Genomic DNA, 16,555 nt, shown 5'->3' with positions numbered 1-16,555 from the left:
CATTAATTTAATTGATTTCAATACCTGTTTTATAAATTCAATTATTATATGTATATACAGAGTAATTTATCTATGCAAAAGAAAAGGACTATAGATATTTCTATAGCCCTTACCTACTTATAAAGATTTAATAAAATCTAAATTGTTTTTTATGAATGAGATTGTTTTTATTTTTACTTTCCAATCTTTTTCATCTTTTAACCTTTCAAGCAGTTCTCTATCTATAGATGATAGACTTGATGCCTCCAAATTAAATTCATAGAAATCTAATTCATTCGGTTCGTTATTGTCTTTTATGTACCAACCACCAAATTGTTTTACAATAGATTCTATTACTTCAAATGAGCATCCACCTTTACTCATGTCAATTAAGACTAACTCTCCATTATGGCCTGTTTCCTCTACATAGTCCCGATTATTAGTGAAGAATGAAAGAACTCTTTTCTCAATCGTTACTTTCTCTGTAAAGTATATTTCAAGATATCTGTCCGTAATATGTTCTACCCTTGCATCATTACAAATATTTTCTTTTATGTAGTGAAAAACATCCCACACCGAAATATTTTCGTTTAATAAACCTGTTGTACATGCACCCATTGTTATGAGCCTCCTATAATAAATTTTTTAAAAAATACCTTGTTTCTATAATTCATGTATTATACTGACTCTACTTATCTCTTATTCCACATGTCTCTATGCAAATACAAAAAAGAAGCAAAGGATTATTCCTTCACTTCTTGCTCTTTCTCTTTTCCATCCTTAATCTTCTAACTCCACTAACTCACATGTGAAGTCTTCATTAACTTCAAATCCGTAAGTTCCTAATAAATCCCCAAGTTTACTTAAGAATTCATCCTTTTCCTCTTCTGAAATAGACTTATTACCTTTATTCAGCAAGCAATTTAATTGAATGCCCATTGGTTTTCCTTCTATAATCTCATCTAATTCGTAATCACTTAGTTCTTGTTCTGTTAATGGTCTATTATATGCTATGGACCCGAATCTTCCATATTCATCATTTCTATCAATAAAACCTTTCGGCTGACAACCAAGGCTAAATCCTCTTAATCTATACGCATACCAATATAATTTACTCATTACTTACACCCTCCTAATGAATTATGTATTTTTATATATTAAAGTCTACATTTACAATACCTTCTATTTAATACTTAACCATTTCCTTTAATTTATGTTGATTTACTGCAAAACATCCTCCAAACTCTTTTACAATACCATGAATGATATCAGGAGCTCCATATCCTCTCATACTAAGGAACACATGTGGACTATTCATTTCAGTGTACTCATAATCTTCCTTATACACTTCATTAAAATATATTTCTCCCGTATATGTTCTGTCCTCTACTTGATATTTAACATCCATTAAGCCACTTGTATTCAAAAAAGAAAAACGTCTGATTCTTATAACTTCAGCATATTTCTCTTTAATCACCTTTAAAATATCATCAAATACTACAGATTTTTTTACATATCCATTTGAGTTTACATTCATTTACACTCTCTCCCTTTTGATTAGATTCATTGAAACACCTGTTTTTTATATTCATTGCTATTATAGAAATATATTTAATTTCCTATTCAAAAAAGAAGCATTTAAATTATGCTTCTTCATACATTTACTTATTCTCTTTAAAAATCTTGTGTATCATTTCTTGATGATACGCTCGAAACTCTTGTAGTCTTTGATTATATTCCTCTACTAATTTTTTCTTTTCTTCTGTTACCGCAGTATGGGTTGTAATTCGTTTTTTTAACCGTAATGGAGAACGACCTCCATTTGCTTCAATTAGAATTTCTTCCTTTTCAATGAATTCTTTTTCTGATATTCCAGAATTCGAAGACAGTAAGTGGGAGCCTAATAAGAAGAATCTTTTTGGCGTATCTACTTTCTTTTTAGAAATCCCTAAGTATTCTTTTAAGGCCCTTAAATGTCTTCCTCTTGCTCTAATAATTTTGTTATAATCCAAGTCCTCTTTTCTCTTATCTATTAAAATCTTATTCACACATTCCTTGTCTAAGTATATATTTTTTAACTCCAATTCAGAGTTCCATACTGTTTCCCATTTTTGATAATTATGATAACAAGCTCTATTTACATAACCGCCATCTGTTACATCTGATACTATATACATCCCATTCTCTTCATTAATTTTCAAATTTGACATTTTAAAGCACTCCTCCATGTATTTTTATAAAAAAAGAGACGAATTTTCGTCTCTTTTAACCTAATGAAAGGATTTCCTTTGTAACTCCCGCAAATTCTTCTAAATAAATAAAGAAGTCATGCATACAAGAATGTTTATCATTGTAAACATATCCGTATAGTTTCTCAGCTTGAGCTTCATTTAGACCGTAATCTTCTTTCAAGATTTGAACGCAGTCATTTTGTAACTTAGCATTTAATCTGCTCTTTTCAGAATTCCATTCCATTTTTCGTTGTTTTACTTGTTCATTTTGTCTTTCTACTTCTTCTCGATTCCATTTTACAGATTTTTCTTCATCAAACACATGGTTTTCTGAAAACTTTATGTGAGATGGATATTCTTGTTGAGGTTCATAGAAATCATTAGCAAACGCATTTGAAATTTCATCAATACAACTATAAGAAATTTCTTTTTCGCTTAGTTTGGTCCAAATAATTTCATGTCCCTTATGACAGAATTCACAATTTCTTAACGTTTCTAATACACTATCAACTCCACCTTCTTTTGAATTGATTGTACAATCTACTATGCAAATTCCTATTTTTTCTTTTTTCTCATAAGTGAAATTTGCTAAACGACCTTGAATAAAACCATTTGCATTACAAAACTCGCAATACATCATAGAGTTCACTAAATCATAAGCATCATTCTCTTTTTTTAATCCTTTTACTTTCAATTCTACTACAACTTCATGGTTAGCCATTTTTAATTCTCTCCCTGTCAAATAAATTAGTTAAATACCTGTTTTTTATATTCGAATTATTATACATTCAAAAATAAAATTTATTCCCTATTGATTTAATTCTAACTCTTTTCTTTTGAAGTATAAGTCGATGCAACTTTTAATTGCTCCAGTATTTACATAAAATCCGTGATTTAATGAAACATCAACTGGTGCATCTGTGACTGTTAAAAATCCTTTCCGATTCATTTCATTTGAAGTGATTTTATGAACGTTACACTCAATCCCTCTATATACTAATCTCTCAACAAACTCTTTGCTTCTCATTTTAATTCCACCTTTTTAATCAATTTATAAAAATACCTGTTTTTTCATGTTCTCTTTATTTTAGATTTTGATAATGGGGTTATTCATTCTTCTAAAATTTCATAAAAATAAATGATGAACCAAAATAAAAAAGAGCATTATGCTCTTATTTTTGAAGGGATTGATAAAATCTATTAGCTAAATCATATATATCCGATTTTTTACTAATCGTTCGAATCCACTTTTTTGGAATATTGTTTTCTCCGTAGAATATCCCTGCTAAACCACCAGTTAAAGCTCCGATTGTATCCGTATCCTCTCCTAAATTCACAGCTTTTAATACCGCCTCAGAAAAGGTTTCTGTTGTTAATAAAGACCATAAACAAGCTTCTAAAGAGTCTACAACATATCCTGTACTTTTTATCTCATGCTCCTGATACGTATAGATATCCCGTTTTATAATTCGTTCAAAGTGCTTTAATTCTTCTTCATACCCTTTGTTATTGTAATAAGAAATAATAACTTCTTTCATTCCTGCATATGCCTTTTCTCGTGAATGATATTTTATCAATTGAATAGCAAACTCTACATAAATACTACAAGCAATCTTTGAACGGATATGAGCATGGGTGATTCCTGATACTTCTTCTATAATCGGGAATTTTTCTTCATCTTTTTTATCTTTTAAATAGAAAGCTAACGGTAATACTCTCATCAACGAACTATTTCCATTATCTTTTTCATCCTTCTCTCCTGCTTCTTCCAAAACTATCCCTGACTTTATTTTTGAAAGAGCTTTGAATGTTGTTCTCCCGATATCAAAGGGCAATTTATCATTCACATTCCAATATCCAAAGTAATACCAATCACACATCTTTTGTTTTATATCGTTCAAATTATAGCCATGAATTAAACTTTCTGTTAGGCAAAAAGTGAGGGAACTATCATCTGACCATGTACCTGGTGGTTGATTATGTGTCCCATAACCTGTCATTGTCATTATCTTATTCATTTTATCTCTTGGCTGAAACTCAACAGGAACACCCAAAGCATCACCTATACAAAATCCTAATAACCCCGATAGAACTACATTTGATTTTAGTTTATTACGATTCACATTAAACATTTTTTGTACAATGGATTGTTTAACTGTATATAATCTATTATTCATATCTTCACCTCCTTATCATTCTTCATTACCATTCTTTATGTTTATATTAATATTTTCTTTTCTTTTTTATGCTCTGAATCCGATTGAATACCATCCATACAAACTCCGTATAATATTTTGATATTAAAAAACTGGTTCTTATATTAAGAGATATAAAGAGGAGAGATTTATTATGGTGGCAAAAATGTATGAAGTTGACGAAGTAGCAAAAATGTGTGAAATAGCTGTAATAGCTACTACATTTGAGAAGTCTGGAAAAATTGATTTTGAAGTTGATGACCTTCATGACTTCTACGAAACAATTGTTGAACCTATTTACACTGAATGGGCAAATCAGACAGTTTCATTCAAAAATGAAGAAGAAGCGGTTTATATTACAGCCTATGCAAACAGAGTCTTGCTTGAACGTTACGGCACAAAGAATTAGGTAGGTTTGAGAATAGTATAAGAGGAATGGATGCGTCTATATCTTATCTTTTTACACTTCTAAAATAAAAGGATGTGATATAATTTAGAAAACAATTCCTTGAGAAGGTGAAAATATGAAAAAGACTGCTGAAGAAATTATGAATTCTATTGATGAAATGGATAATAGTGAACGGATAAAACTATTAGGTAGTCTATTTGATAAGTATTTTGACAATAGACCACCCAAAGAAGAATTAGAAAAAGAAAAAGAAAAAATGCTTTGGGGAGAGAATGATGAAGAATAAACGTGGCGAGATTTGGTATTTAGAAATAAACGGGAAAAGAAGACCTGTTGTCATCATCAGTAATGATAATATGGTTGTTGAATTAGACCGTTTAGTTGCTACTGTTACCAGTCAAAAAGCAAGAAATGAATTTGATGTAGTTCTTGAAGATTGGGAAAAAGCAGGTTTAACTAAGCCATCTGTAGTCAGATGTTCAAAAATAAACACTGTCCATTACAAAGAACTATTGTACAAAATCGGTAAACTACAAGAGCAGGATTTAGAAAGAGTAATAAAGACAATAAGAAGTTATTTTTAGGCTTGGATATTATTTATCCAGGTCTTTTTTATTTCATTATAAAAATATTTATTCTCTCATATGATAAGTAGATATTTATAAAACAGGTATTGAAAATCAATGAATTATGAGGAGATGTAGGACATGATTACTTACACACAGGATTATAAGGTTATGAAAGAAAAAGTATCTGGAGATATTTTAAAGCACTTAAAGCATATGGAACATAGAATATTGTATCTAAACAACGATGTACCAATCGCTTATGGAGAAACTACATTTGAAGAAGATGGCTCTGTATACATAGAATATATTCAATGTATAGAAAAGAGAAAAGGCCATGGCAGAGACATTATCAATCATTTTAAAAATCAGGAAACCATTACTGAAATTTGGGGCGAAGCTATCCCTGATGCTGTACCTTTTTGGCATCGAATGGGAGTGAAATTTGAACAATCAGCATTTGACCATTTTATAGAGGAAGATGAATTAGAAGAAGGTTTTCTTGTTCCTTTTTCATTAAAGTGTAGTTAAAAAAGTATTTATAGTTGATACTACAAAAAAAGAATCGAGTAGCGGTTCTTTTTTTGTGGAGTAGACAATCAAATAAATGTTTGAAATTACATCGCTTATGTTATAATGTATTTGAGGATTCAATTTGTGAACCTCATAATTTCGAACAAACAACGTATAATAATAAAGCGAGAGTGCTCCAACACTCCCGCTCTTGTAACCAAATTACTTGCAAAGTGGCTTGGTTCATAATTTAATTATTTGTTTCTTTTTTCGAACCATCCTGACTCTTCGACTTGTGCAGGGTGGTTTCTTCTTTATCTGAAGGCTTTTTCAGAATATGTTCAGTAATTGCTCTTGAAACACCACTGGACATACCCTTAATAATCGCTAAGAAGATTTCATCCATATTCATTCACCTCCTTCCTACTTGAAGTAGAAAAGAGTGAACCAATACCACCCTACAATTCGATTCAGTTACCCTTTAATTATACCATATTTTTCATGAAAAACCCTTATTTTACGGGCTTTTTTACATATAAATTTAATCTATTAACCGTTCCTTTTATAAGTTTTTTATTATGATTTTATATATAAAGAACTCCAGTTAATCTCTTGTTAGAACCTCTCCTACACGCAGAATCCCTAAACTTCCTACAACATCATTTAATTCTTCAATTGATTCGAAGATAATGTTGTTTTCTTTATATACTTCGTACCCCATTACTTCATTTACCGCTTTAATAGATGCATGTAATTTTGAATTAGCTTCTACATTTATAATTTCCCAATCATCATATCTCAGATAAACAATCACAACATATTTATTCATACCTACTCATCCTTTATTTAAATCATTTGATTTTTCTTTCACTTGAAATAGTGCCTTTGCTTCTTCAATTGATTTCCCACACATAGGCTGTTTTGTCTCACTATCTAATAACGGATTCGAAGTCATAGCCGTTCCACCATAAAGACTGTTATCTACTGCTACATGCTGTTCTACTACACATTTATTTGTATGATTGTAATAAACTCTATAAGTATACATTGTATTATCGTCTTGTCTATCAACTTGGTTATAAACTAATTCTTCTATAGGTTTCAGACCTTGATTACTTACTGTTTTTGTTTCATTCTCTTTCTTGCTAATAGATTCATTTCCTTTAGTATTGTTTCCCTTTGTATCTTCTGAACTACATCCAAATAAAAGGAACGAACAACCTAATAGTAATGCTAATGATTTGGCACTGAGTTTCATACAATTTCTCCTTTCTAACGCCAATGTGTAAAAACAATTAAGGTAGGCTCTATATCCATATCAAAATGCTCTTTCACATGCTCTTTAATTTCTTTTTTATCCTCCACGTATAACGATTCATCATATTCAAACAAAGATAATCCTTCAAATCCTTCGGGGTCATATGCTAATACTTTACCAATGACAAAGTATTTACCTGTATTTCCATCACTTATATATCGTATTTTAGATGGATGATTCCCCTCTCTATATACCTCATACTTTTCCCAATCCTCTTCATTCTCTTTGTCGTATCCAATGTTAGCTCCAATCATGATGTAATGTGATTGTACACTCATTTTTAAACTACTCCTTTTCTCTTCAATTGACTTTCTAATTTCTCTATTTTTCCTGCTAATAAACACTCCCGAATTACAAAACATACAGCTATTCCAAACAGTAAACCATTCACAACTACATAAAAAAAGAATCCTTTGATAGTTGAAATGTCTACCCAATTCGGGAAGTTTCTCCCCAAAACAATCTTAAAGAAAGAGAAATAAACTGCCCATCCTAAAAATGAAAGAAATTCATATATTTCATTTATGTCTCTCTCTGCTTCTATGTATTTTATATCTGCTTCAATCAAGTTTTTCTCCATTATTACTTTCTCCTTTCCCCTTCTTCTTCCAATCGTTTTCTCAGCTGATTGCCTAACCTTCTACATGAGAAGGTATTTTCATTGATACTACTTTCATATCCTTTAAATCTATCTATTTGTTTAACGAATTCTCTATTCGCCAAAACTTTGTATTCACTAATCATTCCCTTATAGCAAATTTCATATAGTTGTAATTGTTGATTTATCCATCTTTCAGCTTTCCTTCTGTTTGAAACGAATTGCAAACAAAAATGGTCATCAACCCCTAAAAAATATACATACATTTCTCATTCATCCTTCATTCATTAAAAGTTATGAAGATAACCTTAGTTTTTAACTCCATTTACAATCATGATGTTGTAAAATCCTAAAGAATTCTTTCTCAGTTAATTTTGCATAAATTGTAATATCATTATCCTTTGGTTCTTCTTTCCATAATTTTTTGTCTTCTGTTCGCATTTCAAAATCTTTTAGACTGGACATACGGATTAGTAAGAGAGTTAATAATTCATACTCATGATGTGTTTTCACATGAATCTTTGCTTGTTTTAAAGCTTTTTCATCAAAATTCTCTTCTTTCAAATAAATACTATCAATAATGAGAGAATTCAATTCCGTAGTGTGTAATATTCGTTCCATTCCTAACGAATCATATGCAGGGAAACAGCATCTCTGGTTCCAATCTAACCAATGAATCCAAAAACTTGAGTCTTTGTAGATTACAAGACCTCTCGCAAATGGAAACTGTAAAATATCACCTTCTGTTATTAACGTTCCTCTTTCATCCTTCCGTTCAGAAACATGGAGTAATTTTGCATAAGGAACCTCTACTAATTCAAAGACATTCATAGCTTTATATACTTTTCCATCTAAGCCTATTTGATAAGGTATATCTTTTCTCAAAAAATCCTGGTAGTCGTATAATCTATTACTATTTTCATCAAAAATCTTAAACATTTCATCAGTCTCCCCTTCATAAGGTATCTATTTTTATTATAACAACAATAAATTATATTGACTATAGTAAATAAAAAGACATTCATTTCATCATAATCGAAACGAATGTCTTTTTCATTTTATTGTGGTAATAGAACTAAGTGAATTCTTTAAGTTCATTTTTAATATTTGTCATTTATAAGCTCTCCCTTTTTATCACGAATTAATTTCATTTGAAATACCTGATTTACATATTAGTAACTTATAATATGTAAAAGTATGCTAATCTATGACTAAAAAAAGAGACTTCTCATATATGAGAAGTCCTTTCTATATTTATTACAAATACATCATTATCACTAATTATTTCGGGTCAAAAATAACACAAGAAGAATAGTTACCTAAAAGTCTGGCTACATATTCATTACCCTCAATTACAACTGTTTCTCCATTTTTAATTGGAGCGTATTCTCTCATTCTTTTACTATGTAACTTATCATCTTCACTATAATTTGCTTTCATAACAGTAGCATGTTGCATCCCCCATAATACACCATCATCTTCTGTTTTGTATCCTCTACGAAGACTTACGTCCGAAGTAACGCCTTCAACCTTGAATTTATTTTCATTTTTTATAAATGAAGTTTCTGAAACAACTAATGTTCTCATATAAAAATCTCCTTTTTAATTAATTTATTTATATCCATTTATGCAATCTTACTTCTTTTTTCGATTACACTCAATAATCCTTTAATATCTTTATCATAACCTTCCCCTAAACAATTTTCTAATTCTTTCTTGAAATACTTTGAAAAGAAGGGATGAGTTAAAATATTCTCTTCTGTTACTTTACCTGAGTAACCAAAAATCTCTAAATTCCTTACGCCATTTTTAATCATTTTTCGTTGTACATCTGTAAACATTTTAAATTCTCCTTTTTAATCAATAATCTTTTATACCTTATTTATATCGAAATCTATTTATTATATAAAAAAAGACGCTACTTTATAGCATCCTATTATTTTGTATTTTGTTTTGTTATGTACATATTTTTTTAAATATTGCATATAAAATATAACATAAAATTATATTATTTTAAAAAGATAATACTTAATTTTATCTGCAACCTCTATATCTGCCATCTTTTTTTAAATTCTCAATCATTTCTTCTTTTGTAGTGGCTTTTTTCTTTTGTATACCTACTTTAGTACAATTCTCAATGAAATCCATATAAAGTTCTATTCCTTTAGCACTTAGATGGTTTATTAAAGTATTATGTAAAAATTCTATTTCACTCTGGTCATACTCGGAAAATCCGCCTTCTTCCGCTAAATCTGATTCCACTTCTACTTCATAAAGCATTCTTTCCAAAACATCTTTTTTATCAGACTTTTTCATTATTCTTTCCACCCTCTTTTTTCTAATTAACTATCCCATCTTCCAAATGACTTAAAAATTCTTTCTTTAAAGAATCTGTTCGTTCACGCTCTTTATTAAAATCCACTTTATTACTAAAGTCTAACATTACTTGGATTTTATCAGAACTCCCTCTATCAACTACTTCTTCAAACATTTTGTACAGTTTTCGTTGAACAGATTTACTTATTTTCATCATTGCTATCGCTCCTGTTTATATTCAATACCAACTCACCATCTGTTTCAGCTACCCATCCTATTTTTTTACTAATTGCAAGAATACACATCTTAATACCTTCTGTAATTTCCACTGATTTATTTTCTCGTTCCCATTCTTTATAGAATAAGCAAAACAAATCTCTTGTAGCTTGTTTTTTTAAATCCTCTTTTTTATATTTATAATGTATATGTAATTGAAATAGGAGATTGTCTCTTAATTCAGATTCCCAATCTATCTTAGCATCATTCATTATTCCATCCCCCTTAAATATTATTTTTATTGACTATATATAATGAATTATATAGAATTTCAATTAGAAAGTCTACAGAATGATTTAAAAGAAGGTGACGTAAATGGAGAGCATAGAAGAAATGGAAAAACGGATTACAAACATGTTTAACAACATGACAGATGAAGAGTTTGATAAAGAGTTAACTGAAGCAGGATTCGAGGTTATCAAAGGTGGAAACGGAGAGATTATTTTTACAGATGAAGTAGAAAGAATGAAAACCACATAAGAATACATACAAAAAGCCATCATTAAGACGGCTTTCTCTTTGCTTTATGTTTTAAATTTCTGTCTCTTCTGCCATTTTTACAATGGTAGATTTTCCTGTGCTAAATGTAGTAAGGAATGGAATATCTCTTTCTTTACACAGTGCCTTGATTTGCTTCATCGCAACATGTTTAGATACTTTGAGTAAAAATATAACCATATCAGATTTCTTTACAAGTGGCTCCAGTATCGTAACGTGACTTCTTGCATCTGCCCATAGAAAAGAACCTCCTCTTTGCTCAATACTGGCTTTATAGATGGCCTTTTTAGGCTCATTCCCTATAATGAGAATACTTTTTCCTTTTAAAGCATCTTCATCTATTACAATTTCATCTTCTTCCACATGTTTTTCTTCTTTTTTACTTGCTGTACGCTTACTTTGAAAAACCAATGTTGCTTCTGGTTCACTATCTCTTACATCATAAATCCAAATAACCTTTACTCTATCTGGTTTATCAGCAGGATAAGCAATGTCTACAATCATTTCTTCTTTTAGTTTCAAATCAATAACTTCATCCACATTTAATAGGAATGAATAGGGTACCTCTCCAAACTTTATATCTCGTCCATCTTCTAAACTTTTCCGTACAACTAACATATTGCCATCTTTTTCTATTGGGCATAAATTAACTTGAACTCGGTTATCATCAACAGGTTTTTCTGTTCGTTTTGCTAAAGAATATTTGTATTTTTTCATGTCTCCATTTGCATAACCATCTTCTATTGCATAGACATAATCATGATGTTTCAATCCTAACTCTCTAATCACTTTCTCAGGTACAAAACCATCAATTTCAGGTACGAACCCACCTCTAATTTTCCGTTCAAATAAATACATCTTGTTTTTGGCAATATCTAAGGAGTTATGTATTTTATCATCTTCTATTTCTTTTTCTTCAATCTTTATACTATCAGATTCTTTCTCCTTAAAATCTGTGGTTTCTGCTTCTACATTATTATCTTCTGTATTCTCTATATAAACATCTTCTTTTAATTGGCTTGTATTATCAGCGAGAACATTCTGTAAACTCTTTTTCTTCTTCTCTAAACCCTTAATACTCTCCAATACATCAAAATATTTCTTTATTACCTTTTTGTACTCATCTAAATGCTCCAAATTTAAACATTCAATTGTTTGCACTAACTCTTTTTTTATTTGTTCAACTAATATATTATCCACAGAAAATAACCCCTTTCCATTCATATATTCATATTATATAAAGAAGTGAATAATTGCAAAAAGAAATCAAATAGAAATTAAATTTAAGATAAACAAAAAAGACTACGAGTTTCGTAGCCTTTCTATCTTGATGGGCGATATTACATATCAAATTTATCGTTAAAATCTTCCTCTGACACTCCATATCTACGCTTATATTCCTCTGCTGATAAAACATGTAAATCCTTTTCATCGTCCACAGTTTTAATTTCAACAATATATGTTTTGTTATCCATCACAACTGCAACATCTGTACATTCCTCTTCTAAGCTCTCAAGAACCTTGTTTAATTCTTCTATTGATAGATTTTCAATCAATGAGTCATAACAGCTTAATTGAAAATATCCATCCATCGTTTCTATTTTCTTTTCGATTAATTCTCTGTTTTGATTATCTTTTAACTCACTAACTACCCAATCCATCATACGTTTTGGTTGACTCGCTTTATACAATAACTTTTCTGGCTCAACCACTACACCATATTGATTTTCTTTTGCATCTTTAAATACTTCATAAATTGCTATGCGACGAGTCTCATCTTTTAATTCTGATAACTCATCATGCCCCCAAACATCAACAAGTATACTTCGACCTGTTAATGGATTGGAAACAGCAACGACTTCACCAATACCTTGATAATCTAATCCATGCTCTTCTTTCTTTTTGTGTAATAAATCCAGTAATCTATCCATATTTTCATCCATTGTAAATTGCTTTTTCATTATTAATCAATCTCCTTTTTAATTCATTCTGTATTGAATACCTATTTATATAATCACTTATTATAAACGATTTTAAATATCATTATTCTATGTATATAAAAAAAGAAAGAATCCTTATCTACCTGTTATTTATACTATAGAATTTTTGTATTACTTTACACCAAATTTCTTTTCAAAATCTTTATCTTGAAATTGTTTCACAATCCAATTTACCATATGTTTGGGTTGATTAACTTTATATAACAATTTTTCTGACCTAACAACAAGGTCAAGTTGATTCCTCACTTCATTACTAAAAACTTCATAGAATCCATTTCTACGAGTAATGATTAAGCCATTTCGATTTTCTGTGGCACTTTCAATGTCTAATAACTCTTCACTTCCCCAGACATAAACACGTATATTTTGTCCAGTCAATTCATTCGTAACAACAACTATGTTTTCTATTCTTTCAAAATTTAGCTTGTGTTCTTCTTTCACTTTACCCAATCTATTTAACAACCTATCAATATTCTCATCTATTAGAAATTCTGTTTTCATTATTCATTAATCTCCTTTTATTTCATACTGCATAACAAACCTAAAAAAATACTTTTGCAAATCATTCTTTTATCCATATAAAAAAGGCAGAGAGATACCCCTACCTTACTTTACAATATTCCTTTCTTTATGTACATGATATCAACGCACTTCAATTTGAATGTCTTTAAATTTATCATCTGATTTTCCAATACGAAGAGCTTGGTTAAGTGGTTTACACTTCTCCAATAATGCTTTCCCTCTTTCGTCTTTCGCATACCATTCATCATTTTCATTTTTCATGTATTCTCGAATTGTATCTGCTTGACATACCATTGATTTTTTACTTTTAAACATATCATGGTACTCATCAAATTTAGCTAATACATCTATTAAATACTCATTACTTTTTAAATACTTGTACCAAAGTAATTCATAAAACATTGATAGATATTCAATTGATAGAATCGTATTTCCTATTTTACACGCAACAGGTTTTTTCCCTTTTGCATTCTCCCACTTTTTACAAGTGTAATAAGAACCACTTTCGTCTTTAAACACTTTAGACTTCTGGTAATGGTTTTCTATGGTGTCAAATACGTCATGTACTGAAACTTTTGCGGATAATGCAGAAAAACGCTTATCACCTTTTGTAGAGCATTCTAATACGTTTAACTTACGTATCTGAAGGATATTTGGCGAAACATCTGCTCCTCTTAATATACCTACATTCTCAATTTCACGTAAAATCTTCTTTTCCACTTTTTCTCTCCCAATAACAAACATCAATAGTTCTTTTGCCTTTTCAATATCCATCTTGGCTTTACCTTCCATCACGTCTTCTTCTGTAAAAATGGCAGGAAATATATCTTTAAACTTTCCTAATTCATTAATTACGCCTGATTCCTCTACTAATTCAACTCCATAAAATACAGTCATCTGAAACCGCTCCTCTTCATCCAATATGAAATATACCTAATTTATAAAATATCTACTGTATTCTATTGAGTTTTCTCAGAAATTATAATTGCTGAGAAATTGAAGTATAATAAAATAACTTATAAAAACCAGGTAATGCAAACGTGCATTGAAATAAAATTTAAGGTGGAATTACTTATGTTAGAAGACACATTAATTGTGGACCATACAAAAAGGAAACGAATTTTACCAAATAAATCACTATTACGTTGTCCAAAATGCAATAAGATTGGAGAACGTCAGGTATCTGATAGCAAAAAATACGTGCAATACATACATAAAAAATATAATTTGAATAGAATTCAGTCTTGTATGATGAAAGCACATCAGGAACATTCATTAAAAAGAAGTAAAAAATAATTATAAAAAGAGATTATAATATTCTAAATTGAGGAGAGTTAATAATGGAAACAATAATAATTGGTGACTACTATACTTATGATGATGGACTAACGAAAAACAAAAAAATTATGTTTGTGATTCGCAAAGGGAAATACGAAGATGAGGACGCAGAGTTTTATGAAACCATCTCATTATTCGGTTCTTTCGGAGTACATCAGCTTGAATTTGATGTAGAGTTTTTCCAAGATGAAAATATCAGACTTGCTACAAAAGAGGAAGTTAATGAATTAAGAAGTCATTGTTCATTCACCCCTTTAACAGTAAAAAATAAAATGGATTATCTTATTCCAAAACACTGGGGCATAAACAACCGACCAAACATTGTGTTTAACCCCGATGAACCTTTAGGAATAATGTATTTGGGCGCATATGACACAGGAACACAATCTCTTATTTTTAGGTCTGAATTTTTGATTTCAGTTGAAGAAAATGAATTTGAGAAGATTCTTCTCCATGAATTATGTCACTGGTACTTACATATAACTGGTGAGGAATATCGAGATAGAGATATTCGTTTTGCGGAAGAATTAATAAAAGTTGGAGCAGGTGAAACTGCAAATCTTCAAAATGATGAAGCCAGAAAAGCATTCGAGATAGCATCTAATAATCTGAGGTAGCACAAAAAAAACCTTGTACTAATGATTATGGATTTATCCGAATCCTACAAAAATACACCTTAAAAGTTAGGCATCCATATTAGGATGTCTTTTTTTCATGTATAATACTATTAATAGCATTTATTTTAATTTGAAGGGAGTTTTCCATCTCATGAGTGAGACAATCCGATTAATATAGATTGATGGTAAAACAGCATACATAAAAGAAGTTCCGAATACATTAGAATCCTTAAAAGATTTAATTGGTGGCGGGTATTTAGAATCATTTCCTTTCGGATTTGAATTTATAGGATTATGTGATGAAGATGGCCTCATGAAAGAATTACCTAAGAATCCTTTAGGGATTGCAGGGTTAATGATTGTTTCAAAATATGATTCTACTCGACATGGCGAGTTAGGTAGTTTAACAGATGAAGATATTGAACAAATACAATCATTAATCGTCCAAAAAGGTATTCACTTCCTTAAATAGAACGAAAAAGGTAGATGAATATATTTCATTCATCTACCTTCTCTTGAGTACCCTTACACAGAAGGGTCTTACGGGTCACCACCCGCATTATCGACTTTATCTGCTCGCTACACATCTTATTCGGTTCGCCATTCATTACAGTATTAATGTCATAGGTAGTCGAGCTGTACTTCTCATAACATTAATCACAGAAACCTGTGTATATGCTTTTCAAAAGAAAAACTATTTTGTAGGTATTTTACACCATATCTCATTATAGAGAAGTCACTATTCATTTATTCCAAAACAAAAGAACCACATCAAAAATGAATTTGAATGTAGTTCTTCATGCTGATATTTGCATATTTTGTTCCCTCATAAAATAATGATTATATATGTATTTCACAATTGCATTTACATCACCTTCAGATACATGTGTTTGTTCATTCCACATCTTAACACGATATAAATCTTTCAAAAGCCTCAATTGCATCTCTTGATTCCATTCAGAAGCAATATAAACAATGGTATTTTTAAATACAAATCCTGATTCATTTACTTCAAACATATATTGAATATGCCTCTCTCGTGAATTCGAAATAGACACAATCTCTTTCACCTGCGAATTTGTGTATCTATACGGAAGAAAAATTAAATGGAAAGAAGATACATTCAATAACTCTTTTGCTCTCTCTAAAAACACATATAATGAATTCTTTGGTATATTG

General features: G+C 30.2%; 32 protein-coding genes. 8 read left to right on the top strand and 24 right to left on the bottom strand.

The window, feature by feature from the left end; translation table 11 throughout:
• Positions 1-117: 117 nt before the first annotated feature.
• From MR160_RS13430 to MR160_RS13400, 7 genes are all read right to left on the bottom strand, one after another.
• On the bottom strand, positions 118-597 hold the full coding sequence (locus MR160_RS13430) for a hypothetical protein (protein ID WP_242297518.1): 480 nt from the start codon (positions 595-597) through the stop codon (positions 118-120).
• Positions 598-759: 162 nt separating this feature from the next.
• The gene (locus MR160_RS13425; RefSeq protein ID WP_098297120.1) at positions 760-1,098 is read right to left on the bottom strand and encodes a defense against restriction DarA-related protein; all 339 of its coding nucleotides are present in this window, start codon (positions 1,096-1,098) and stop codon (positions 760-762) included.
• 67 nt (positions 1,099-1,165) lie between these two features.
• A complete protein-coding gene (locus MR160_RS13420; RefSeq protein WP_242297516.1) occupies positions 1,166-1,516 on the bottom strand; it encodes a hypothetical protein in 351 nt (116 codons plus the stop codon).
• Between the two features lie 124 nt (positions 1,517-1,640).
• A complete protein-coding gene (locus MR160_RS13415) occupies positions 1,641-2,189 on the bottom strand; it encodes a hypothetical protein (protein WP_000067283.1) in 549 nt (182 codons plus the stop codon).
• A gap of 55 nt (positions 2,190-2,244) precedes the next feature.
• Positions 2,245-2,931 (bottom strand): hypothetical protein, encoded by a 687-nt coding sequence (locus tag MR160_RS13410; protein WP_242297514.1) that lies wholly within the window; start codon positions 2,929-2,931, stop codon positions 2,245-2,247.
• Between the two features lie 87 nt (positions 2,932-3,018).
• On the bottom strand, positions 3,019-3,237 hold the full coding sequence (locus MR160_RS13405; protein WP_061662559.1) for a hypothetical protein: 219 nt from the start codon (positions 3,235-3,237) through the stop codon (positions 3,019-3,021).
• 145 nt (positions 3,238-3,382) lie between these two features.
• Positions 3,383-4,387, bottom strand: a complete 1,005-nt coding sequence (locus tag MR160_RS13400) for an ADP-ribosylglycohydrolase family protein (protein ID WP_242297512.1) — start codon at positions 4,385-4,387, stop codon at positions 3,383-3,385.
• 172 nt (positions 4,388-4,559) lie between these two features.
• On the opposite strand from MR160_RS13400, the gene MR160_RS13395 reads away from it, so the two are divergent.
• The 4 genes from MR160_RS13395 to MR160_RS13380 all read left to right on the top strand — a co-directional run bounded on the left by MR160_RS13395 (position 4,560) and on the right by MR160_RS13380 (position 5,911).
• Positions 4,560-4,814: a hypothetical protein gene (locus MR160_RS13395; protein ID WP_242297504.1), complete on the top strand. Its 255-nt coding sequence runs from the start codon at positions 4,560-4,562 to the stop codon at positions 4,812-4,814.
• Positions 4,815-4,929: 115 nt separating this feature from the next.
• Positions 4,930-5,100 (top strand): hypothetical protein, encoded by a 171-nt coding sequence (locus MR160_RS13390; RefSeq protein ID WP_000750403.1) that lies wholly within the window; start codon positions 4,930-4,932, stop codon positions 5,098-5,100.
• The gene (locus tag MR160_RS13385; protein WP_098368826.1) at positions 5,090-5,398 is read left to right on the top strand and encodes a type II toxin-antitoxin system PemK/MazF family toxin; all 309 of its coding nucleotides are present in this window, start codon (positions 5,090-5,092) and stop codon (positions 5,396-5,398) included. Before MR160_RS13390 ends, MR160_RS13385 begins: the two co-directional genes overlap by 11 nt.
• 123 nt (positions 5,399-5,521) lie before the next feature.
• The gene (locus tag MR160_RS13380; RefSeq protein WP_242297502.1) at positions 5,522-5,911 is read left to right on the top strand and encodes a GNAT family N-acetyltransferase; all 390 of its coding nucleotides are present in this window, start codon (positions 5,522-5,524) and stop codon (positions 5,909-5,911) included.
• 232 nt (positions 5,912-6,143) lie between these two features.
• On the opposite strand, the gene MR160_RS13375 is transcribed toward MR160_RS13380, so the two are convergent.
• The 12 genes from MR160_RS13375 to MR160_RS13320 all read right to left on the bottom strand — a co-directional run bounded on the left by MR160_RS13375 (position 6,144) and on the right by MR160_RS13320 (position 10,613).
• On the bottom strand, positions 6,144-6,299 hold the full coding sequence (locus MR160_RS13375; protein ID WP_000343341.1) for a hypothetical protein: 156 nt from the start codon (positions 6,297-6,299) through the stop codon (positions 6,144-6,146).
• 198 nt (positions 6,300-6,497) lie between these two features.
• Entirely contained in the window at positions 6,498-6,722 is a 225-nt protein-coding gene (locus MR160_RS13370; protein ID WP_242297500.1) for a hypothetical protein, read from the bottom strand.
• A 6-nt stretch (positions 6,723-6,728) separates the two neighbouring features.
• The gene (locus MR160_RS13365; protein WP_242297498.1) at positions 6,729-7,151 is read right to left on the bottom strand and encodes a hypothetical protein; all 423 of its coding nucleotides are present in this window, start codon (positions 7,149-7,151) and stop codon (positions 6,729-6,731) included.
• Between the two features lie 14 nt (positions 7,152-7,165).
• A complete protein-coding gene (locus MR160_RS13360) occupies positions 7,166-7,489 on the bottom strand; it encodes a hypothetical protein (RefSeq protein WP_242297496.1) in 324 nt (107 codons plus the stop codon).
• A 2-nt stretch (positions 7,490-7,491) separates the two neighbouring features.
• A complete protein-coding gene (locus MR160_RS13355) occupies positions 7,492-7,791 on the bottom strand; it encodes a hypothetical protein (RefSeq protein ID WP_242297494.1) in 300 nt (99 codons plus the stop codon).
• 2 nt (positions 7,792-7,793) lie between these two features.
• A complete protein-coding gene (locus MR160_RS13350; RefSeq protein ID WP_242297491.1) occupies positions 7,794-8,075 on the bottom strand; it encodes a hypothetical protein in 282 nt (93 codons plus the stop codon).
• Between the two features lie 49 nt (positions 8,076-8,124).
• Positions 8,125-8,748, bottom strand: a complete 624-nt coding sequence (locus MR160_RS13345; RefSeq protein ID WP_242297490.1) for a hypothetical protein — start codon at positions 8,746-8,748, stop codon at positions 8,125-8,127.
• A 342-nt stretch (positions 8,749-9,090) separates the two neighbouring features.
• Entirely contained in the window at positions 9,091-9,396 is a 306-nt protein-coding gene (locus MR160_RS13340; RefSeq protein ID WP_242297488.1) for a hypothetical protein, read from the bottom strand.
• Between the two features lie 38 nt (positions 9,397-9,434).
• Positions 9,435-9,650 carry a hypothetical protein gene (locus MR160_RS13335; protein WP_098434273.1) on the bottom strand — a complete coding sequence of 72 codons (216 nt, stop codon included), beginning with the start codon at positions 9,648-9,650 and terminating at the stop codon, positions 9,435-9,437.
• Between the two features lie 193 nt (positions 9,651-9,843).
• A complete protein-coding gene (locus MR160_RS13330; RefSeq protein ID WP_086877322.1) occupies positions 9,844-10,125 on the bottom strand; it encodes a hypothetical protein in 282 nt (93 codons plus the stop codon).
• A gap of 22 nt (positions 10,126-10,147) precedes the next feature.
• Positions 10,148-10,342, bottom strand: a complete 195-nt coding sequence (locus tag MR160_RS13325) for a hypothetical protein (RefSeq protein ID WP_242297486.1) — start codon at positions 10,340-10,342, stop codon at positions 10,148-10,150.
• Positions 10,326-10,613: a hypothetical protein gene (locus MR160_RS13320; protein WP_242297484.1), complete on the bottom strand. Its 288-nt coding sequence runs from the start codon at positions 10,611-10,613 to the stop codon at positions 10,326-10,328. Before MR160_RS13320 ends, MR160_RS13325 begins: the two co-directional genes overlap by 17 nt.
• A 103-nt stretch (positions 10,614-10,716) precedes the next feature.
• Here MR160_RS13320 and MR160_RS13315 point away from each other — a divergent pair, with 103 nt between their 5' ends.
• Complete coding sequence (locus tag MR160_RS13315; RefSeq protein WP_242297482.1) at positions 10,717-10,881, top strand: hypothetical protein; 165 nt, start codon at positions 10,717-10,719, stop codon at positions 10,879-10,881.
• Positions 10,882-10,932: 51 nt separating this feature from the next.
• Here MR160_RS13315 and MR160_RS13310 read toward each other — a convergent pair whose 3' ends face one another.
• The 4 genes from MR160_RS13310 to MR160_RS13295 all read right to left on the bottom strand — a co-directional run bounded on the left by MR160_RS13310 (position 10,933) and on the right by MR160_RS13295 (position 14,318).
• Positions 10,933-12,099: a DUF2325 domain-containing protein gene (locus MR160_RS13310; RefSeq protein WP_242297480.1), complete on the bottom strand. Its 1,167-nt coding sequence runs from the start codon at positions 12,097-12,099 to the stop codon at positions 10,933-10,935.
• Positions 12,100-12,239: 140 nt separating this feature from the next.
• Positions 12,240-12,860, bottom strand: a complete 621-nt coding sequence (locus tag MR160_RS13305; protein WP_242297478.1) for a hypothetical protein — start codon at positions 12,858-12,860, stop codon at positions 12,240-12,242.
• Positions 12,861-13,010: 150 nt separating this feature from the next.
• Positions 13,011-13,400 carry a hypothetical protein gene (locus tag MR160_RS13300; protein WP_242297476.1) on the bottom strand — a complete coding sequence of 130 codons (390 nt, stop codon included), beginning with the start codon at positions 13,398-13,400 and terminating at the stop codon, positions 13,011-13,013.
• A 141-nt stretch (positions 13,401-13,541) separates the two neighbouring features.
• On the bottom strand, positions 13,542-14,318 hold the full coding sequence (locus tag MR160_RS13295; RefSeq protein ID WP_242297474.1) for a DarT1-associated NADAR antitoxin family protein: 777 nt from the start codon (positions 14,316-14,318) through the stop codon (positions 13,542-13,544).
• Positions 14,319-14,495: 177 nt separating this feature from the next.
• On the opposite strand from MR160_RS13295, the gene MR160_RS13290 reads away from it, so the two are divergent.
• From MR160_RS13290 to MR160_RS35315, 3 genes are all read left to right on the top strand, one after another.
• The gene (locus MR160_RS13290) at positions 14,496-14,717 is read left to right on the top strand and encodes a hypothetical protein (protein ID WP_242297471.1); all 222 of its coding nucleotides are present in this window, start codon (positions 14,496-14,498) and stop codon (positions 14,715-14,717) included.
• A gap of 44 nt (positions 14,718-14,761) precedes the next feature.
• Positions 14,762-15,376 (top strand): SprT family zinc-dependent metalloprotease, encoded by a 615-nt coding sequence (locus MR160_RS13285; protein WP_242297469.1) that lies wholly within the window; start codon positions 14,762-14,764, stop codon positions 15,374-15,376.
• Positions 15,377-15,554: 178 nt separating this feature from the next.
• Positions 15,555-15,848, top strand: a complete 294-nt coding sequence (locus tag MR160_RS35315) for a DUF3846 domain-containing protein (RefSeq protein ID WP_481746733.1) — start codon at positions 15,555-15,557, stop codon at positions 15,846-15,848.
• A 325-nt stretch (positions 15,849-16,173) separates the two neighbouring features.
• On the opposite strand, the gene MR160_RS13275 is transcribed toward MR160_RS35315, so the two are convergent.
• Positions 16,174-16,555: hypothetical protein (locus MR160_RS13275; protein ID WP_242297465.1), on the bottom strand; the 382-nt coding region annotated here is incomplete at its 5' end.

This window comes from Bacillus cereus group sp. BfR-BA-01382, assembly GCF_022663475.1.
Taxonomy (GTDB): Bacteria; Bacillota; Bacilli; order Bacillales; family Bacillaceae_G; genus Bacillus_A; species Bacillus_A thuringiensis_S.
Note: the sequence above shows the minus strand (reverse complement) of the source record. Positions and strands in the feature narration are given on the sequence as shown.